At 67.4% G+C, this 17,165-nt stretch carries 18 protein-coding genes; 14 read left to right on the top strand and 4 right to left on the bottom strand.

All coding sequences use genetic code 11. The features are described from left to right. Nucleotides 1-140: 140 nt before the first annotated feature. Nucleotides 141-761 (bottom strand): TetR/AcrR family transcriptional regulator, encoded by a 621-nt coding sequence (locus tag L810_RS05320; RefSeq protein ID WP_021157343.1) that lies wholly within the window; start codon nt 759-761, stop codon nt 141-143. A gap of 94 nt (nt 762-855) precedes the next feature. On the opposite strand from L810_RS05320, the gene L810_RS05315 reads away from it, so the two are divergent. Next, nucleotides 856-2,097, top strand: coding sequence for a glycosyltransferase (locus L810_RS05315; RefSeq protein WP_021157342.1), 1,242 nt, complete (start codon nt 856-858; stop codon nt 2,095-2,097). 15 nt (nt 2,098-2,112) lie between these two features. On the opposite strand, the gene hutC is transcribed toward L810_RS05315, so the two are convergent. The 3 genes from hutC to L810_RS05300 all read right to left on the bottom strand — a co-directional run bounded on the left by hutC (nt 2,113) and on the right by L810_RS05300 (nt 4,585). Then, a complete protein-coding gene (gene hutC / locus L810_RS05310; protein WP_021157341.1) occupies nt 2,113-2,808 on the bottom strand; it encodes a histidine utilization repressor in 696 nt (231 codons plus the stop codon). Nucleotides 2,809-2,990: 182 nt separating this feature from the next. After that, complete coding sequence (locus L810_RS05305; protein WP_021157340.1) at nt 2,991-4,118, bottom strand: porin; 1,128 nt, start codon at nt 4,116-4,118, stop codon at nt 2,991-2,993. 152 nt (nt 4,119-4,270) lie between these two features. Next, on the bottom strand, nt 4,271-4,585 hold the full coding sequence (locus tag L810_RS05300) for a hypothetical protein (protein ID WP_081712798.1): 315 nt from the start codon (nt 4,583-4,585) through the stop codon (nt 4,271-4,273). Between the two features lie 127 nt (nt 4,586-4,712). On the opposite strand from L810_RS05300, the gene kdpF reads away from it, so the two are divergent. From kdpF to L810_RS05245, 13 genes are all read left to right on the top strand, one after another. Continuing rightward, nucleotides 4,713-5,000, top strand: coding sequence for a K(+)-transporting ATPase subunit F (gene kdpF / locus L810_RS49725; protein WP_081712797.1), 288 nt, complete (start codon nt 4,713-4,715; stop codon nt 4,998-5,000). A 138-nt stretch (nt 5,001-5,138) separates the two neighbouring features. Then, nucleotides 5,139-6,842, top strand: coding sequence for a potassium-transporting ATPase subunit KdpA (kdpA, locus tag L810_RS05295; protein WP_021157335.1), 1,704 nt, complete (start codon nt 5,139-5,141; stop codon nt 6,840-6,842). A gap of 10 nt (nt 6,843-6,852) precedes the next feature. Continuing rightward, a complete protein-coding gene (kdpC, locus tag L810_RS05290; RefSeq protein ID WP_021157334.1) occupies nt 6,853-7,551 on the top strand; it encodes a potassium-transporting ATPase subunit KdpC in 699 nt (232 codons plus the stop codon). An 83-nt stretch (nt 7,552-7,634) separates the two neighbouring features. Beyond that, nucleotides 7,635-9,659 carry a potassium-transporting ATPase subunit KdpB gene (gene kdpB / locus L810_RS05285; protein ID WP_051392160.1) on the top strand — a complete coding sequence of 675 codons (2,025 nt, stop codon included), beginning with the start codon at nt 7,635-7,637 and terminating at the stop codon, nt 9,657-9,659. A gap of 80 nt (nt 9,660-9,739) precedes the next feature. After that, nucleotides 9,740-11,446, top strand: a complete 1,707-nt coding sequence (locus L810_RS05280; protein ID WP_021157332.1) for a DUF4118 domain-containing protein — start codon at nt 9,740-9,742, stop codon at nt 11,444-11,446. Next, entirely contained in the window at nt 11,443-12,195 is a 753-nt protein-coding gene (locus L810_RS05275; RefSeq protein ID WP_021157331.1) for a response regulator, read from the top strand. Before L810_RS05280 ends, L810_RS05275 begins: the two co-directional genes overlap by 4 nt. Nucleotides 12,196-12,495: 300 nt before the next feature. After that, on the top strand, nt 12,496-13,269 hold the full coding sequence (locus tag L810_RS05270; RefSeq protein ID WP_021157330.1) for an ABC transporter substrate-binding protein: 774 nt from the start codon (nt 12,496-12,498) through the stop codon (nt 13,267-13,269). Nucleotides 13,270-13,444: 175 nt separating this feature from the next. Then, nucleotides 13,445-14,134, top strand: a complete 690-nt coding sequence (locus tag L810_RS05265; RefSeq protein WP_021157329.1) for an ABC transporter permease — start codon at nt 13,445-13,447, stop codon at nt 14,132-14,134. Further along, complete coding sequence (locus L810_RS05260; protein WP_011355969.1) at nt 14,131-14,844, top strand: ABC transporter permease; 714 nt, start codon at nt 14,131-14,133, stop codon at nt 14,842-14,844. Before L810_RS05265 ends, L810_RS05260 begins: the two co-directional genes overlap by 4 nt. A gap of 43 nt (nt 14,845-14,887) precedes the next feature. After that, complete coding sequence (locus L810_RS05255; protein WP_042973307.1) at nt 14,888-15,655, top strand: ABC transporter ATP-binding protein; 768 nt, start codon at nt 14,888-14,890, stop codon at nt 15,653-15,655. 74 nt (nt 15,656-15,729) lie between these two features. After that, nucleotides 15,730-16,164 carry a cupin domain-containing protein gene (locus tag L810_RS05250; RefSeq protein ID WP_021157328.1) on the top strand — a complete coding sequence of 145 codons (435 nt, stop codon included), beginning with the start codon at nt 15,730-15,732 and terminating at the stop codon, nt 16,162-16,164. Between the two features lie 333 nt (nt 16,165-16,497). After that, on the top strand, nt 16,498-16,635 hold the full coding sequence (locus L810_RS48345; protein ID WP_021157327.1) for an HHHH-motif protein: 138 nt from the start codon (nt 16,498-16,500) through the stop codon (nt 16,633-16,635). A 61-nt stretch (nt 16,636-16,696) separates the two neighbouring features. Beyond that, a complete protein-coding gene (locus tag L810_RS05245) occupies nt 16,697-17,164 on the top strand; it encodes a DUF3761 domain-containing protein (RefSeq protein ID WP_021157326.1) in 468 nt (155 codons plus the stop codon). Nucleotide 17,165 lies beyond the last annotated feature (1 nt).

Here is a 17,165-nt window from a genome sequence, read left to right as displayed (position 1 = left end):
GCCGCGCGGGAAATTTGGCATGCGATGCATGCGTTCGTCGTAAAAATGCGTATGCGCCGCGCGACGCGGCTATCGCACCGTATTCACCGGAGGCGCTGCGCTGGCCGGTTCTGTCGTGCTCGATGCATCACCGGTGCCGTTCACCGTTTCGCTTCCGCCCCCTCGACAAACAGCTTCGCGACCGCCTGGAACTCTCGTTTCAGCGACAGCCCCGGCACGGTCAGCCAGCGCAGCATCGCCGCGAGATACAGGTGATGAAACCACGTCGCGAGCTGGTCGGCTCGCAGCGTGCCGTTCAGTTCTCCGGATTGCTGCCCGGCCGCGATCAGTTGCTGCCACACGAACGCGATATCGCTGCCGTTCTCATTGCCGCTTTCCGGTTCGGCCACGCCGATGCTCAGAAAGCGATGCCGCAGATACGCGAGCAGGTACGCGGGATGCTGCTCGCACCACGCGGCCGATGCATCGAGCACGCAGCCGATGCGCGACACGAACGTCTTGCGCCGCGCGACATCGCGCTGCAGATGCGCGAGATCGCGCGCGAGTTCGCTTTCGAGCCAGTGCGCGAGCACGGCTTCCTTCGTTGCGAAGTGGTTGTACAGCGTGCGCTTCGCGACATCGGCCTGCGCGGCGATCTGCTCCATCGTGACGGCTTCGTAGCCGTGCGCGTCGAAGAGGCGTGCGCCGGTGGCGGCGAGATGCGCGAGCATCTGGATGCGCTTGCGCGCGCGGCGGCCCGGATCGTCGGTCGGAGTCGGCATGGCGAGGGATCGGATAAAAGTGTACGAATTGCATTAGTATACGACGTGCATTTTTATGAATCCACCTGCCTCCGTCGGGTGCAAGGAGTCACGCATGAAACTCGTCATCGCCACCTACGGCACCGAAGGCGACACGCGCCCGCTCGCGGCGCTCGGTCGTGCGCTGATCGATGCCGGCCATGACGTCCGGCTGCTGGCCGACGCGGCAACGCTCGGCTCGGCCGCCATGCTCGGCGTGCCGTCGGCGCCGTTGTCCGGCGATATCCGCCGCGCGATTGCGCCGGAGGGCGCATTGGCCGATGCGGTGCGCGGGCGCGGCGGCTTCAACGACACGTCGAAGGCGCTCGCGGCGATCGCCAACGCGAACACGGCCGCGTGGATGCGGCAGGTCGCGGAGGCGTCGGCCGGGTGCGACGCGATCCTCGTGTCGGGGCTCGTATCGTTCGTCGGCTTGTCGGTTGCCGAGTATCGCGGCGTGCCGGCGATCGGCGCCGGCATGATCCCGATTACGCCCACCGCGGAATTCGCGTCGCCGTTCCTGCCGCCGGGGAAGGTGCCGCGCTGGCTGAACCGCGCGAGCCACCGGTTCGTGAACGCGCTGTTGTGGCAGGCGTTCAGGAAGTCGACGAACGCGGCGCGCGCGAGCGTGTGCGCGTTGCCGCCGCGCAGGTGGGTGTGGACCGATCATCCGATGCTGTATGGCGTGTCGCCGGCACTGCTGTCGGGCCCGGCCGACTGGCCGTCGCAGGCGCAGGCCTGCGGCCAGTGGCGAATCGATGCACACGCATGGGAACCGCCGCCCGATCTTGCGGCGTTTCTCGACGCGGGCGATCCCCCCGTGTACATCGGTTTCGGCAGCATGGCCGGCTTCGATCGCGCCGGGATGGTCGATGCGCTCGTGCGCGCGCTCGGCGGCCGGCGTGCGCTGTTCCATCCGGGCTGGAGCGGCATCGACGCGTCGATGCTGCCCGCGCACGTTCATGTGATCGGCGATACGCCGCATGACCGGCTGTTCCCGCGTGTGTCGATGGCGATCCATCATGGCGGGTCGGGCACCACGCATTCGGCTGCGCGGGCCGGCATTCCGTCCGTCGTCGTGCCGTTCGCGGGCGATCAGTTCTTCTGGGCGAACCGGCTGCAGCGGCTCGGCGTCGCGGATGCGCCGGTCGCGGGGCGGCGCGTGGACGCCGCCGCGCTGGCGCGGGCCATTGCGTTCGCGGAGCGCGGCGACACGAAGGCGCGCGCAACGGAACTCGGCGCGCGCATCGCGCAGGACGACGGCCTGACGCCGGCCGTCGGTGCGATCGAGCGCTGGGGACGGCCGGGCGCGCGGTGAGCCCGCGCGTCGACGTCAGAAATGCCCGGTGAAGCGATAGCGGCTGCCCGGGTGCCACAGGTTGGCGACCGACGCGACCATTCCTTGCGACCACGTGCGCCGATGCAGCAGCAGGCACGGCTCGCGGTCGTCCATCGTCAGGTGGCGGCGTGTTTCGGCGTCGGGCATCGCGGCCTCGATCCGGTATTCGACGCGCTGCAGCGGCGCGACGCGCGTCAGGTACTGGTTCGGCGTCGTCGTCGTGAAGTCCTGCAACGCGTATTCGGGCGCGCAGGCCGGATTGGCCCAGCGTTCCTCGAGCTGCACGGGCGTGTCGTTCTCGAAGTGCAGCACGCGCGAATGGAAGATCGGGCTGCCCGCGTCGAGCTGCAGTTCGTCGGCGAGTTTCGCATCGGCGACGGCCGCGCCGACCAGCAGCACCTGCGCACGATAGCCGTGGCCGCGCGCGGCGACTTCGTCCGAGATGCTGCGGATCGCGACGAGCGTCGATTCGTACTTCGGCGACGCGACGTACGTGCCGGAGCCGCGCGTGCGCGTGAGCACCTGCTCGGCCGTCAGTTCGCGCAGCGCGCGGTTCACGGTCATCCGCGCGACGTTGAATTCGCGCGCGAGTTCGTTCTCCGACGGCACCTGGTCGCCTTCCGCCCATTCGCCGGCATGAATGCGCGCGAGGATGAAGTCCTTGATTTCCTGATAGATCGGTGTGGTCATGGGATCACGGTTCGAGAGTCGGCGGCGGCCCGCCGCCGAATGCCGATCCGGCGCGCGCCCGGCGCCGAGTGTACCGGTTTCGCGGGCGTGCGGGCCCGGATTTCCCGAATGATCCCTGTTCGGCCGGCGCGCGTCCATGCGGGATTGCACAGAGCGGCCGGCCCGCGGCAGTCCGCGCGCGGTCAGAACCGGTGCCGGATGCCGACCGTCGCGACCACCTGCGTGTTGGTCGACGAAGCCGCGAGCCCCGTCACGTTCGCGAAGCCGAGCGTCGCGCCCGACGGCACGCCGAACTGGTGCTGGTAGACCGTCTCCGCATACACGTCGGTGCGCTTGCTCAGCGCGTAGTCGGCCATCAGCGTCACCTGGTGCCATTTCGGCCGGTGGCTGCCGGTGGCGTCGTCGTAGCGGCCGTCGGTGAACGTATAGGCGCCCGCGAGCGAGACGGCCGGCGTCAGCGTGTAGCGCGCGTTGACCTCGAAGTTGTCGAAGCGCAGCGCGTTCAGCGCGCCGGGCAGCGACGACGCGGCCGTTTCGTCGAACATCGAGTGCGTCCACAGCGCGCCGACCGTCAGCCGGTCGAACGCGTAGCTGCCGCCCGCGCCCATCACGCGCTGGCGCACGGCCGGGAAGTTCGGGCCGTCGTTCGTCGACAGCGCGCCGCCGGCCGTCAGCCCGCCGCGGTTGAGCTGCAGGTACGCGGCGCCGAGGCTGACCGGCCCGTTCGCATACGACACGCCCGCGCTGTACGCGCGGTTGTTCGCGAAGCCGCCGGCCGCGTTGCTGAACCCGTACAGGCCGCCGAACTGCCAGCCGGCGAGCGTCGGGCTCGTGTATTTCACCGCGTTGTCGATGTAGAACGAATCGTCGATGTTGTCGTTGTCGAACGGATGCGACGCGAGATTGTTGCCGTCGCCGTTGTTCGCCATCGCGAGCGGGCCGAGGTAGTCGACCACGGCATCGTATTGGCGGCCGAGCGTCAGCGCGCCGTACCGGTCGCTCTGCAGGCCGACGTACGCGCGGCGGCCGAACATCGTGTTCCGGTAGGACTGCGTGCCGTTGTTCAGGTTGAAGCCGTTCTCGAGGCGGAACAGCGCATGCAGGCCGCCGCCGAGATCCTCGTTGCCGCTCAGGCCGAAGACCGTATTCGACAGCAGGCCGCTGCCTTGCTGCCACGCGCTTTTACCCGACTGGTTGTTCGTATAGACGATGCCCGCATCCAGCATCCCGTAGAGCGTGACGCTGCTTTGCGCATGCGCGGCGGCGCCGAAGAATGCGAGGGAAAGGGTACCGACGACTGCTTTTTTCATTGTGAGTGCTTCCTGGAAAGGCCCGTCGCGACGGGAACGACGATTCGTCGCGCGTTCGCACCGGAACACGCGTTCGAATCGATGAATCGATGAATCGTTGAAAAGGTGAGGCCGCGCGTGACGCGTGTCACGCGCGGCCGCGGCGAACGCCGCTAGTGCTGCAACAGGCGGATCGTGCCGAACTCGGCGGCCGGCAGCAGGCGGAGGATCGACAGGATGGCCGGCGATGCCTGCGACCGTGCGACCTCGAGCTCGATGCAGGCGCGCCCGGTGCGCTCGTCGATCGCGGCCGTGTAGAAATTGAGCGCGGTGCCGACCGCCTGGTGCAGCAGGCGCCGCACGACGGCGAGGTTGTCGGATTCGACGCGGATCGACAGCAGCACGCGTTCGTCGGCGGGGTACCGGCGCCGCGAACGAACGGCCGGCAGATCGCGTGAAGCGGCGGTTTCGGTTCTGGTCGGTTTCATGCTGGCACCCCGGTCACTTCGTGCTCCGCACCGCGGAGATCTCGTCCTGGACATGCCGCCCATTCTAGGAATCGCGGTGACGATACGGTGTATAGACTCGCGCGGGCCCTGAAAAGAACGCATAAAAATGCCCCGTCGGCCGGCTTTCGTCTTTACGGCTTTTTTATTCCCTGTAAAGAAATTGAACACCGCTTTGATACGCGGATTTCTACACTGTCGCATCCCATTCGCCAGACGAGCATGGGGGCGTCACACGGGCCTGTGCCGGCAAGGCAAGGCCCGCCACGCCAACGATCGCGCGGCGTCGCCGCGCATACGAAAAAAGGGGAAAGCCATGTTGTGGATCACCGGCGCGCTGTCGCTCGCGCTCTTTATCTATCTGTTTCATGCCTTGATCAAACCCGAGCGGTATTGATCGGCGCGATTCAACAGGAATTCGAAAATATCGGTGGATGTCATGAGCGATCTGCTTTTCATTCTGTTCACGCTCGCGTTCTTTGCCTTGACGGCCGGTTTCATCACCGGCCTTGACCGGATCTGAGCGAGCGTCGACATGTTCAACAATCTCATTCAATTCGCGATCGTTCTCGCGATCATGCTGGCGCTGGTGCCCGTCGTCGGGAAATGGCTCGCGCACGCCTTTACGAGCCCGCGCCACGCGTGGGTCGAACGCCGTACCTATGCGCTGCTCGGCGTGAATCCCGACGAAGCGATGTCGTGGCAGCGCTACGGCATGGTGCTGCTGCTCAGCAATGCCGGGATGATGCTGCTCGGCTACCTGCTGCTGCGCATCCAGGACACGCTGCCGTTCGACGCACTGCAGCGCGCCGCGCAAAGCCCCGACCTCGCGTTCAACACCGCCGCGTCGTTCATCACGAACACGAACTGGCAGGCGTATGCGGGCGAGAGCAGCCTGTCGAACTTCTCGCAGATGGCCGTCATCACGTTCCTGATGGTGGCCAGCGCGGCGACCGGCGTCGCGGCCGCGGGCGGCTTCATCCGCGGGCTGAGCCGCAAGAGCGCGGCGGACATCGGCAACTACTGGGTCGACTTCACGCGCGTGACCTATCGCGTGCTGCTGCCGCTCAGTTTCGCGATGGCGCTCGTGTACGTGTGGCAGGGCATGCCGCAGACGCTCGCGTCCGATGCGTGGGCGACCACGCTCGAAGGCGCGCGCCAGCAGATCGTGACGGGGCCCGTTGCCAGCCTCGAATCGATCAAGCACATCGGCACGAACGGCGGCGGCTTCTTCAGCATGAACGCCGCGCATCCGTTCGAGAACCCGACGCCGCTCACCAACACGCTGCACATGCTGTCGATGCTGCTGATTCCGTCCGCGCTGACCTATACGCTCGGCACGATGATCGGCCGGCGCCGCCAGGGCTGGGTGATCCTCGGTGCGTTCGTCGTGATGTTCGTCGGCTTCCTGGCCGTGATCTATTCGGCCGAGCAGCACGGCAATCCGCTCGTGGCGGGGCTCGGCGTCGACCAGCAGATGAGCGCCGCGCAGCCGGGCGGCAACATGGAAGGCAAGGAGATGCGCTTCGGCATCGCGCAGACGAGCCTGTTCGCCACCGTCACGACCGCCGCGACCACCGGGTCGGTCGACGCGATGCACGACTCGCTGACGCCGCTCGGCGGCCTCGTGCCGATCGCGCAGATGATGCTGAACAACGTGTTCGGCGGCGACGGCGTCGGCCTGATCAACCTGTTCACGTTCGCAATCCTCACGGTGTTCCTGGTCGGGATGATGATCGGGCGCACGCCGGAATTCCTCGGCAAGAAGATCGAGGCGCGCGAGATGAAGCTCGTGATGCTCGCGGTGCTCGCGCATCCGTTCAGCATCCTCGGCTTCACCGCGCTGGCCGCGATGCTGCACTCGACGATGGACAGCCTCGCGAACCTCGGCCCGCACGGCTTCAGCGAGGTGCTGTACGCGTACACGTCGGGCACCGCCAACAACGGCTCCGCGTTCGCGGGCCTGAACGCGAACACGCCGTTCTTCAACACGACGATCGGCTTCGCGATGCTGATCGGCCGCTACCTGACGCTGCTGCCGATGCTCGCGGTCGCGGGCAGCCTCGCCGCGAAGAAGAGCGTGCCGGAAAGCGCGGGCACGCTGTCGACGTCGACGGGCCTGTTCGCCGGCCTGCTGGTCTTCGTGATCCTGGTCGTCGGCGGCCTCACGTTCCTGCCCGCGCTCGCGCTCGGCCCGGTCGTCGAGCACCTGCTGATGTCGGGCGGCCAACTGTTCTGAGGAAAACATCATGATGCAAGGCAATCGCCAGGCAGCGGCCGCGGCCGCGCCGGCACCCGGTTCTTCGTTCGGCGCGGCGACGCGCGGCCTCGTGCGGCCCGTGATCGCATCGTCGGTGCTGTTCATGCTCGTCACGGGCATCGCGTATCCGCTGCTCACCACGGGCGTCGCGAACGTGCTGTTCCCGTCGCAGGCGCGCGGCAGTCTCGTGGAGCGCAACGGCACGACGATCGGCTCGACGGTGATCGGGCAGTACTTCACGCGCGCCGGCTACTTCCACGGGCGGCCGAGCGCGACGACCGGCACCGATCCGGCCGATCCGTCGAAGACGGTCGATCAGCCGTACAACGCGGCCGGCAGCGGCGCCAGCAACCAGGGAGCAACCAGCAGGAAGCTGCTCGCGGATATCGCGCAGCGGGTACGCGCGTACCGGCAGGAGAACGCGCTCGCCGCCGGCACGCCGGTACCGGCGGATGCCGTGACCGCGTCGGCATCGGGGCTCGATCCCGAGATCTCGGTGGCGAACGCGCGGCTGCAGGCGGCACGCGTCGCGCAGGCACGCGGCGTCGATGCCGCGCAGGTCGCGGCGTTGGTCGATCGCATCGCATCGCCGCGCCAGCTCGGCGTGCTCGGCGAACCGCGCGTGCGCGTGCTCGACCTGAACCTCGCGCTGGATCGCGCATTCGGCCAGGCGGCCGGCGCGAAGTAATGGCAGGAACCACGGAGTCACTCATGTCCCATATCGAAACCCCGATCAATCCGGCGGCGATCCCGGTCGGCGCCGTGCCGCCGATGCGCCGGACGCCCGTGCTGCGCGAGGCCTTCCGCAAGCTCGCGCCGCGCGTGCAGTTGAAGAATCCCGTGATGTTCGTCGTCTATCTCGGCAGCATCGTCACGACCGTGCTGTGGCTGCAGGCGCTGACCGGCACCGGCGATGCGCCGGCCGGCTTCATCTTCGCGGTCGCGTGCTGGCTGTGGTTCACCGTGCTGTTCGCGAACGCGGCCGAGGCGCTGGCCGAAGGGCGCGGCAAGGCGCAGGCCGACGCGCTGCGCGCGGCGCGCAAGCGCGTGTACGCGAAGGTGCTCGACGAACCGAAGCGGTACGGCAGCACCAGCCATCGCGTGCCGAGCGACGAACTCGCGGCCGGCAGCATCGTGCTCGTCGAGGCCGGCGACACGATTCCCGCCGACGGCGAAGTGATCGACGGCGTTGCGTCGGTCGACGAATCGGCGATCACCGGCGAATCCGCGCCCGTGATCCGCGAGTCGGGCGGCGATTTCTCGTCGGTGACGGGCGGCACGCGCGTGCTGTCCGACTGGATCGTCGTGAAGATCACCGCGCAGCCGGGCGAGGCCTTTCTCGACCGGATGATCGCGATGGTCGAGGGCGCGAAGCGCGGCAAGACGCCGAACGAAGTCGCGCTGACGATCCTGCTCGTCGCGCTGACGATCATCTTCCTGCTCGTGTGCGCGACGCTGCTGCCGTTCTCGCAGTTCAGCGTGCTGCTGAACGCGTCGGGTTCGGCGGTGAGCCTGACCGTGCTGATCGCGCTGCTCGTCTGCCTGATCCCGACGACGATCGGCGCGCTGCTGTCGGCGATCGGCATCGCCGGGATGAGCCGCATGATGCGCGCGAACGTGCTCGCGACGTCGGGCCGCGCGATCGAGGCGGCCGGCGACGTCGACGTGCTGCTGCTCGACAAGACCGGCACGATCACGCTCGGCAACCGCGAGGCCGTGCAGTTCCGGCCGGCGCCGGGCGTGGACGAGCGTGCACTGGCCGAGGCCGCGCAGCTGTCGTCGCTTGCCGACGAGACGCCCGAGGGGCGTTCGATCGTCGCGCTCGCGAAACAGCGGTTCGCGCTGGAGGGCAAGACGATCGACGGCGGTTTTGCCGTACCGTTCAGCGCGCGCACGCGGATGAGCGGCCTCGATATCGGCGGGCGGCAGGTGCGCAAGGGCGCGGCGTCGGCGATCCGCGCGCACGTCGATGCGCTCGGCGGCGCGTTTCCGCAGGCGGTCGAGACGGCCGTCAACGAAATCGCGCGGCGCGGCGGCACGCCGCTCGTCGTCGCCGACGGCGCCCGCGTGCTCGGCGCGATCGAGCTGAAGGACATCGTCAAGCACGGGATCGCCGCGCGCTTCGCCGAACTGCGCAAGGTCGGCGTGAAGACCGTGATGATCACCGGCGACAACCGCCTCACCGCGGCGGCGATCGCGGCGGAAGCCGGCGTCGACGACTACCTGGCCGAAGCGACGCCCGAGGACAAGCTGCGGCTGATCCGCGAGCACCAGGCGAAGGGCCATCTCGTCGCGATGACGGGCGACGGCACCAACGACGCGCCCGCACTCGCACAGGCCGACGTGGCCGTCGCGATGCACAGCGGCACGCAGGCGGCGAAGGAGGCGGCCAACATGGTCGACCTCGACAGCAACCCGACGAAGCTGATGCAGGTGGTCGAGGTCGGAAAGCAGATGATCATGACGCGCGGCGCGCTGACGACGTTCAGCGTCGCCAACGATCTCGCGAAGTATTTCGCGATCATCCCGGCCGCGTTCGTCGCGACCTATCCGGCGCTTGGCGCGCTGAACGTGATGGGCCTGCACAGCCCGACGTCGGCGATCCTGTCGGCGGTGATCTTCAATGCGCTGATCATCGTCGCGCTGATCCCGCTCGCGCTGAAGGGCGTGAAGTATCGCGCGGAGCCGGCCGGCAAGCTGCTGGGGCGCAACCTGCTGATCTACGGCGTGGGCGGAATCGTCGCACCGTTCATCGGCATCAAGCTGATCGACATGCTGTTGACGCCGTTTATCTGACCGAACGCGCCGTCGCGGCCCCGCTCACGCCTTCGCGGCGTGCGCGGGGCCGTTCGGCGTTTCAATTGCCGGAAGCGATCATGGATGTGAATGTGAACGTGAAGGAAGCGAATCGACGGGCAACGAGGCGGCGGGACATCGCTGCCCGCCGCCTCGTTGCCGGCGCGCGCCGCGACCGCTGGCGAGCCGTGCTGCGCGCGTGCGCGGCGCTGGCCGACCGCATCGCGGGCGCGGGGCCCGATACGCGGCCGGCGCTGGCCGTGCGCGAGGCGTACCCGCGCACGCACGCGTGGGTGTCGCAGTACGCGGTGCCGCTGCTGCTCGCCACGCTCGTGTGCGCGCTGGCGACGTTGGCGGCGAGCGCGCTGCTGCGCGTGTTCGACCTGTCGAACGTCGTGATGCTGTTCCTGATGACCGTCGTGCTGATCGCGCTGCGGCTCGGCCGGCTGGCCGGTGCGTGGGCCGCGTTCGTCTGCGTCGGCTGCTTCGACTTCTTCTTCGTCGAGCCGAGGCTGTCGTTCGCGGTGTCCGATACGCAGTACGTGTTCACGTTCGCACTGATGCTCGCCGTCGCGCTCGCGATCGGCCAGCTCGCGGCACGCCTGCGCGCGGAGGCGCGGGCCGCGCGCGCGAACGAGAAGCGCTCGGCCGCGCTCGCGCGTGTCGCGCACGACCTGTCGGCGGCGATCGAAACCGAACAGATCGCGTCGATCTGCACCGGCACGATCGCGCCGCTGCTCGGCGTGCGCGTCGCGCTCGTGCTGCCCGACGCGGACGACCGTCTGATGCCGGCGCCGCACGCCGCGTTCGTCGAAGCGCCGATCGCGCGCTGGGCCTACGAGCATGCGCGCGGAGCCGGGTGCGGGCTGCCGCCGTTCGAGCGCGCGGCCGCGCAGTACCTGCCGCTGAAGGCGCCGATGCGCGTGCGCGGCGTGCTCGTGCTGTTCGGCGACGCGCAGCCGGTACCCACGGACCCCGACGATCGCCGCCTGATCGACGCGCTGTGCTCGTCGATCGCGATGGCGCTCGAACGTGTGCACTACGTCGGCGTCGCGCAGCACACGCTCGTCCGGATCGAAGGCGAGCGGCTGCGCAACGCGCTGCTCGCCGCCGTGTCGCACGACCTGAAGACGCCGCTGACCGCCATCCGCGGGCTCGCCGAGACACTCGAGCGGCCCGAGCGGCTGGCCGACGGGCAGCCGGCCGCGCTCGCGCACGGCATCCGCAACCAGGCCGAGGCGCTGCACGGGCTCGTCGTGAACCTGCTCGACCTCGCGCGCATGCAGAGCGAGGGCGTGCGGCTGAATCGCGAGTGGCACATGCTCGACGAGATCGTCGGCAGCGCGCTCGCGCATTCGGCCGGCGTGCTGGCCGGCCGCGACGTGAGCGCCGACCTGCCGGCCGACCTGCCGCTGATCGACGTCGACGCGCTGCTGATCGAGCGCGTGCTGATGAACCTGCTCGACAACGCGGCGAAGTACGCGGGCGCGGAGGCGGCCGTGGCGGTGCGCGCACGCGTGTTCGGCGAAACGCTGTACGTGTTCGTCGAGGACGACGGGCCCGGCTTCGTCGCGCGCAACACCGAGCCGCTGTTCGAGCCGTTCGAGCGCGAGCGCAAGGAATCGTCGATCAGCGGCGTGGGGCTCGGGCTCGCGCTGTGCCGCAGCATCGTCAACGCGCACGGCGGCTCGATCCGCGCGGTGCCGCTCGATCCGCACGGCGCGCGGTTCGAGATTCGCCTGCCACTGGGTGCGCCACCCGACATCGAACACGAGAGCCGGACATGATCAGATCGCGCGTACTTGTCGTCGAGGACGAATCGGACATCCGCCGTTTCGTGCGGATGGCACTGGAACAGGAGGGGCTTGACACCTGCGAGGCGTCGACGGCCCGCGAGGCGCGGATGTACGCGTCGAGCAGCAAGCCCGATCTCGTGATCGTCGATCTCGGGCTGCCGGACGACGACGGCAAGACGTTCATCCGCGAACTGCGCGAATGGTCGACGGTGCCGGTGATCGTGCTGTCGGCGCGGCAGCAGGAGGTGGAGAAGGTCGCGGCGCTCGACGCGGGCGCGGACGATTACCTGCCGAAGCCGTTCGGCGTGCCCGAACTGCTCGCGCGGGCGCGCGCGCAGTTGCGGCGCGCGGCGTTCGTGTCGGCCGACGGGCAATCGTCGTCGATCGTGCGCTTCGGCGACGTGACCGTCGATCTCGGCAAGCACGAAGTCGCCCGCGGCGGCGAGCCGGTTCATCTGACGCGCCTCGAATTCCGGCTGCTCGCCGCGCTGATTCGCGCGCGCGGCGGCGTGGTCGCCGCGCGGCAATTGCTGGCCGAGGTGTGGGGGATCCACGACGCGGAGCGCGCGCACTACGTGCGCGTGTACATGACGAACCTGCGGCAGAAGCTCGAACCGGTGCCGGCGCGCCCGCGGCACCTGTTGACGGAACTGCAGTTCGGCTACCGGCTGGTCGGTCTGGAAACGGTCGGCATGACGGACGGGCAGCGTGATGCGGCGTCGACAGGTCTAGACAGGTGAAAACCCGCTCCCGGCCACCAACCTGCGCGCGGAGAAAGCCGTTGTTTAGCTCGATGTAATTCGTAATTAATTGAAATTGAAGGAAATTTGCGACCCACGGCCATAATCCGCCGACAATTAGAGATAAACACGGATTGCTGGTGGTGCACCTGCGCGGGCAAAGTTGTATGTACAACTTGGGCGGTCGCCGGACGAGGCGATGCCCGGGTTGGAAGGGTTCACGGCGGGGCGCCGTGCCGGCCGCGCCGGTGCGGTCCGTCCGACGGGACCCTTGCCCAGTTCGCCTACGACAGGAACGCCATGAAGAAACTCGCGCTCAGTATTGCCCTTGCCTGCATCGCGGTCGGTGCCCACGCCAAGGATTGGTCGACGATCCGGTTCGGCGTCGACGCCAGCTATCCGCCGTTCGAATCGAAGGACGCAAGCGGCAAGGTCGTCGGCTTCGACGTCGATCTCGGCAACGAGATCTGCGCCCGCCTGAAGGCGAAGTGCGTGTGGATCGAGAACGACTTCGACGGGATGATCCCGGCGCTGAAGGCGAAGAAGTTCGACGGCGTGCTGTCGTCGATGTCGATGACGCCGGCGCGTGCCGAGCAGATCGCGTTCTCCGACAAGCTGTTCAACACGCCGACGCGCCTCGTCGCGAAGAAGGGCGCGAACCTGCAGCCGACGGCCGAATCGCTGAAGGGCAAGTCGGTCGGCGTCGAGCAGGGCACGATCCAGGAAACCTACGCGAAGACGTACTGGGCGCCGAAGGGCGTGCAGGTCGTGCCTTACCAGAACCAGGACGGTGTGTACCAGGACCTGATGTCGGGCCGCCTCGACGCGGCACTGCAGGACGCGGTGCAGGCCGACATCGGCTTCCTGAAGACGCCGCGCGGCGCGAGCTTCGATTTCGCCGGCAAGGACATCGACGATCCGAAGACGCTCGGCAACGGCGCCGGCATCGGGCTGCGCAAGGACGACGCCGACCTGAAGGCAAAGATCGACCACGCGATCGCCGACATCATCAAGGACGGCACGTACAAGAAACTCGAGAAGAAGTACTTCGCATTCGACGTCTACGGCGGCTGACCGTCCGTGCGGCGCGCATCGCCTGCGGCGTGCGCCGCATCCGTTGCCGGGTGCAATCCGCTTCGCGGGATGCCCCCGGCTTGATGAGCAAGTCGCATCAGGTAGTGCGCAGATATCGTTTGATGCGCGGTTTATGGCTATTGACAATCCAGCCACTTCGTTCTGGATCCCTTCTATGATCTTCCAAGGATTTGGCCCGCTTCTGTGGGCCGGCACGGTCGAGACCGTGAAGCTCGCGGTGCTGTCGCTGGCCGCGTCGCTCGTTCTGGGCCTCATCGGTGCGAGCGCGAAGCTGTCGACGAACCGCGTGCTCAAGTCGATCGGCACCTTCTACACGACGCTGATCCGCGCGGTGCCGGATCTCGTGCTGATGCTGCTGCTGTTCTACGGGATCCAGATCCTGCTGAACAACTTCACCGACGCGCTCGGCTGGGACCAGATCGACATCGACCCGTTCGTGGCGGGCGTCATCACGCTCGGCTTCATCTACGGCGCGTACTTCACCGAGACGTTCCGCGGTGCGTTCCTGTCGGTGCCGCGCGGCCAGCTCGAAGCGGGCTTCGCATACGGGATGAGCGGCTGGCGCGTGTTCCGCCGCATCCTGTTCCCGCAGATGATGCGCTTCGCGCTGCCCGGCATCGGCAACAACTGGCAGGTGCTCGTGAAGGCCACCGCGCTCGTGTCGATCATCGGCCTCGCCGACGTCGTCAAGGCGTCGCAGGACGCGGGCAAGAGCACGCTCGATTTCTTCTTCTTCACGCTGGCGGCAGGCGCGATCTACCTCGCGATCACGACGGTGTCGAACGTCGTGCTGCATCACCTCGAGAAGCGTTATTCCGTCGGCGTCCGGAGGCTCGCACTGTGATCGAACTCGTCAGCCAGTACTGGCAAAGCTATCTCTACACCGACGGCTACCGCTTCAGCGGCCTCGCGATCACGCTGTGGCTGCTGGTCGTGTCGATCGCGCTGGGCTTCGCGCTCGCCGTGCCGCTCGCGATCGCGCGTGCGTCGTCGAACCGCTGGATCTCGGGCCCGGTGTGGCTCTATACGTACGTGTTCCGCGGCACGCCGCTCTACGTGCAGCTGCTGATGTGCTACACGGGCATCTACAGCCTGCAGGTCGTGCACAACCACGTGCTGCTCGACACGTTCTTCCGCAACGCGATGAACTGCACGCTGCTCGCGTTCGTGCTGAACGAATGCGCGTATGCGACGGAGATCTTCGCGGGCGCGATCAAGGCGACGTCGGCCGGCGAGATCGAGGCCGGCATGGCCTACGGGATGTCGCGCTTCAAGCTCTATACGCGCATCATCCTGCCGTCCGCGCTGCGCCGTTCGCTGCCGAGCTACAGCAACGAAGTGATCCTGATGCTGCACGCGACGACGCTCGCGTTCACCGCGACCGTGCCCGACATCCTGAAGGTCACGCGCGACGTCAATTCGGCGACGTACATGTCGTTCCAGGCCTACGGCATCGCGGCCGTGCTGTACGCCGTCGTCGTGTTCACGCTCATCTGGGCGTTCCGCAAGCTCGAGACGCGCTGGCTCGCGTACCTCTCGCCGCGCGGCCATTAACGGCCATTAACGCATTCGCAAGATTCGCAAGGAAGGACCCAGCATGTACAAGCTTACCGTTGACAACCTGCACAAGAAGTTCGGCGACAACGAGGTGTTGAAGGGCGTGTCGATGAAGGCGAAGGCCGGCGACGTGATCAGCATCATCGGCTCGAGCGGCTCCGGCAAGAGCACGTTCCTGCGCTGCATCAACTTCCTCGAGCAGCCGTGCTCGGGGCAGATCACGATCGGCAGCGAGCCGATCCAGACCACGCGCGACCGCAACGGCTCGCTGCGCGTGGCCGACCAGAAGCAGCTGCAGCGGATGCGCACCAAGCTGTCGATGGTGTTCCAGCACTTCAACCTGTGGGCGCACATGACGGTGCTCGAGAACGTGATCGAAGCGCCAATGGCCGTGCTCGGGATCGGCAAGGACGAAGCGATCGCCCGCGCACGCAAGTACCTGGAGAAGGTCGGGCTCGCGCCGCGCGTCGAGGGCATGTATCCGTCTCACCTGTCGGGCGGCCAGCAGCAGCGCGTCGCGATCGCGCGCGCGCTTGCGATGGAGCCGGAGGTGATGCTGTTCGACGAGCCGACGTCGGCGCTCGATCCGGAGCTGGTGGGCGAAGTGCTGAAGGTGATGCAGAAGCTCGCCGAGGAAGGCCGCACGATGGTCGTCGTCACGCACGAGATGGGCTTCGCGCGCAACGTGTCGAATCACGTGATCTTCCTGCATCAGGGAAAGATCGAGGAGGAAGGGAATCCGCAGGAGATTCTCGTGAATCCGAAGAGCGAACGGCTCGGGCAGTTCCTGTCGGGGCGGTTGAAGTAAGCAGGCGGGCGGTGGTGCAGGGTGGAACGCTAAATGCTTGTCACGCGGAATCCTTTCGATGAAGGAGCACCGCGATGAGCGAGCAGACCACCACCGCTTTTTCCCATGTGAAGCCGCAGGACACCGCGTATCGCGGCGAAGGCCTGCGCGACTTCTTCCTGTATCGCGATCTCGGCATCGCGGCTGCGACGAACGGCAAGGTCGTCGCGCAGCTTGTCAGGGCGAATCATGCACCGGAGGCGGGCACCGGCTGGCACCGTCACGAGGCCGAGTTCCATATCGTGATCATGCTGAAGGGCTGGGCGCGCTTCATGTACGGCGAACAGGAGACGCTGGTGGCGGCCGGCGACTGCGTGCATCAGGCGCCGGGCATCGTCCACTACCTGTTCGACTACTCGCCTGACATGGAATACCTGGAGATCGTCGGGCCCGCCGATTTCAAGTCGATCGACGTCGACGGGCCGTGCGCCGTGCCGCCGCCGACGCCGTGGGGGGAAGCGGGCGCGTAGCTGCCCGGTTGCCCTGGGCGCGCGTCACGCGCACGCCTGCATCGGACCGCCTTCGGGCGGTTTTTTTGTTGCGCGCTCCCCGGAAGCTTCCGTGCGTACCGATCACGCCTGCTGCATGTTTTCCCTTTCCCGGAAACATTCTTTCGAATTCCGAACGGTTGGGAAGCTGAAGATCCGGAAAGAAAAGAAAGACATTCGTCAGTTTCGAGGCGCTGGCCGTGCCGCGATGTCAAAGATCGTCAATTGCGCGGGGTGGCGGTGCACGGCTTGCCGACGGCCGGCGTTAAGGAGGTACCAGCCGGATCGCCGGTTGACCTTACCCGGGAGAGTTTCATGAAGCGCATCGCGAAGATCCTGACGGCTACCGCAGTGGCATGTGCGGTTCTTGTTCCGGCGCTTGCCGAAGCGCATTCGCATCGTGTGTGCCACGTCGATCATCACCACCATCGCGTGTGCCGCTGGGTGCGGTAAGCGCGAATTTTCCGGGGCGACCCGGAATGCATTCTTCAGTCAGGCAAATCAGGAGAGGACCATGAAAAAAACGATGTTGATCGCCGCGCTGGTCGCCGGCATGGGTGTGTCGATCGGTGCGTTCGCGCAGGTTCCGGCCAGCGCGCCGGCCGGCACGACCGGTCTGTGCAAGGACGGCTCGTTCTACTCGGGCGCGTCGAAGAAGGGCGCATGCGCGGGCCACAAGGGCGTGAAGACCTGGTACGGCGCATCGGCCGCCGCGGCGGCGAGCGCACCGGCCGCGGCGCCGGCCATGGCGGCTTCCGCTACGCCGGCATCGGGCACCGCTCCCGCGAAGAGCGCCGCCGCGGCGACCGCGGCCGCAGCGCCGGGCGGCGGCGCGGGCAAGGTGTGGGCGAACGACAGCACGAAGGTCTACCACTGCTCGACCGACAAGTACTACGGCAAGACGAAGCACGGCAGCTACATGTCGGAAGCCGACGCGAAGGCGAAGGGCTACCACGCGTCGCACGGCAAGGCCTGCTCGTAAC

The sequence above is a fragment of the Burkholderia sp. AU4i genome (genome assembly GCF_000466765.1).
GTDB lineage: Bacteria > Pseudomonadota > Gammaproteobacteria > Burkholderiales > Burkholderiaceae > Burkholderia > Burkholderia cepacia.
This window is presented reverse-complemented; position numbering and strand designations above follow the sequence as displayed.

What these genes read in the sequence shown, in the direction of transcription:
- L810_RS05320 (WP_021157343.1), bottom strand. Translation starts at nt 761, where the DNA reads ATGCCGACTCCGACCGACGATCCGGGCCGCCGCGCGCGCAAGCGCATC.
- L810_RS05315 (WP_021157342.1), top strand. Translation starts at nt 856, where the DNA reads ATGAAACTCGTCATCGCCACCTACGGCACCGAAGGCGACACGCGCCCG.
- hutC (WP_021157341.1), bottom strand. Translation starts at nt 2,808, where the DNA reads ATGACCACACCGATCTATCAGGAAATCAAGGACTTCATCCTCGCGCGC.
- L810_RS05305 (WP_021157340.1), bottom strand. Translation starts at nt 4,118, where the DNA reads ATGAAAAAAGCAGTCGTCGGTACCCTTTCCCTCGCATTCTTCGGCGCC.
- L810_RS05300 (WP_081712798.1), bottom strand. Translation starts at nt 4,585, where the DNA reads ATGAAACCGACCAGAACCGAAACCGCCGCTTCACGCGATCTGCCGGCC.
- kdpF (WP_081712797.1), top strand. Translation starts at nt 4,713, where the DNA reads ATGCCCCGTCGGCCGGCTTTCGTCTTTACGGCTTTTTTATTCCCTGTA.
- kdpA (WP_021157335.1), top strand. Translation starts at nt 5,139, where the DNA reads ATGTTCAACAATCTCATTCAATTCGCGATCGTTCTCGCGATCATGCTG.
- kdpC (WP_021157334.1), top strand. Translation starts at nt 6,853, where the DNA reads ATGATGCAAGGCAATCGCCAGGCAGCGGCCGCGGCCGCGCCGGCACCC.
- kdpB (WP_051392160.1), top strand. Translation starts at nt 7,635, where the DNA reads ATGCGCCGGACGCCCGTGCTGCGCGAGGCCTTCCGCAAGCTCGCGCCG.
- L810_RS05280 (WP_021157332.1), top strand. Translation starts at nt 9,740, where the DNA reads ATGGATGTGAATGTGAACGTGAAGGAAGCGAATCGACGGGCAACGAGG.
- L810_RS05275 (WP_021157331.1), top strand. Translation starts at nt 11,443, where the DNA reads ATGATCAGATCGCGCGTACTTGTCGTCGAGGACGAATCGGACATCCGC.
- L810_RS05270 (WP_021157330.1), top strand. Translation starts at nt 12,496, where the DNA reads ATGAAGAAACTCGCGCTCAGTATTGCCCTTGCCTGCATCGCGGTCGGT.
- L810_RS05265 (WP_021157329.1), top strand. Translation starts at nt 13,445, where the DNA reads ATGATCTTCCAAGGATTTGGCCCGCTTCTGTGGGCCGGCACGGTCGAG.
- L810_RS05255 (WP_042973307.1), top strand. Translation starts at nt 14,888, where the DNA reads ATGTACAAGCTTACCGTTGACAACCTGCACAAGAAGTTCGGCGACAAC.
- L810_RS05250 (WP_021157328.1), top strand. Translation starts at nt 15,730, where the DNA reads ATGAGCGAGCAGACCACCACCGCTTTTTCCCATGTGAAGCCGCAGGAC.
- L810_RS48345 (WP_021157327.1), top strand. Translation starts at nt 16,498, where the DNA reads ATGAAGCGCATCGCGAAGATCCTGACGGCTACCGCAGTGGCATGTGCG.
- L810_RS05245 (WP_021157326.1), top strand. Translation starts at nt 16,697, where the DNA reads ATGAAAAAAACGATGTTGATCGCCGCGCTGGTCGCCGGCATGGGTGTG.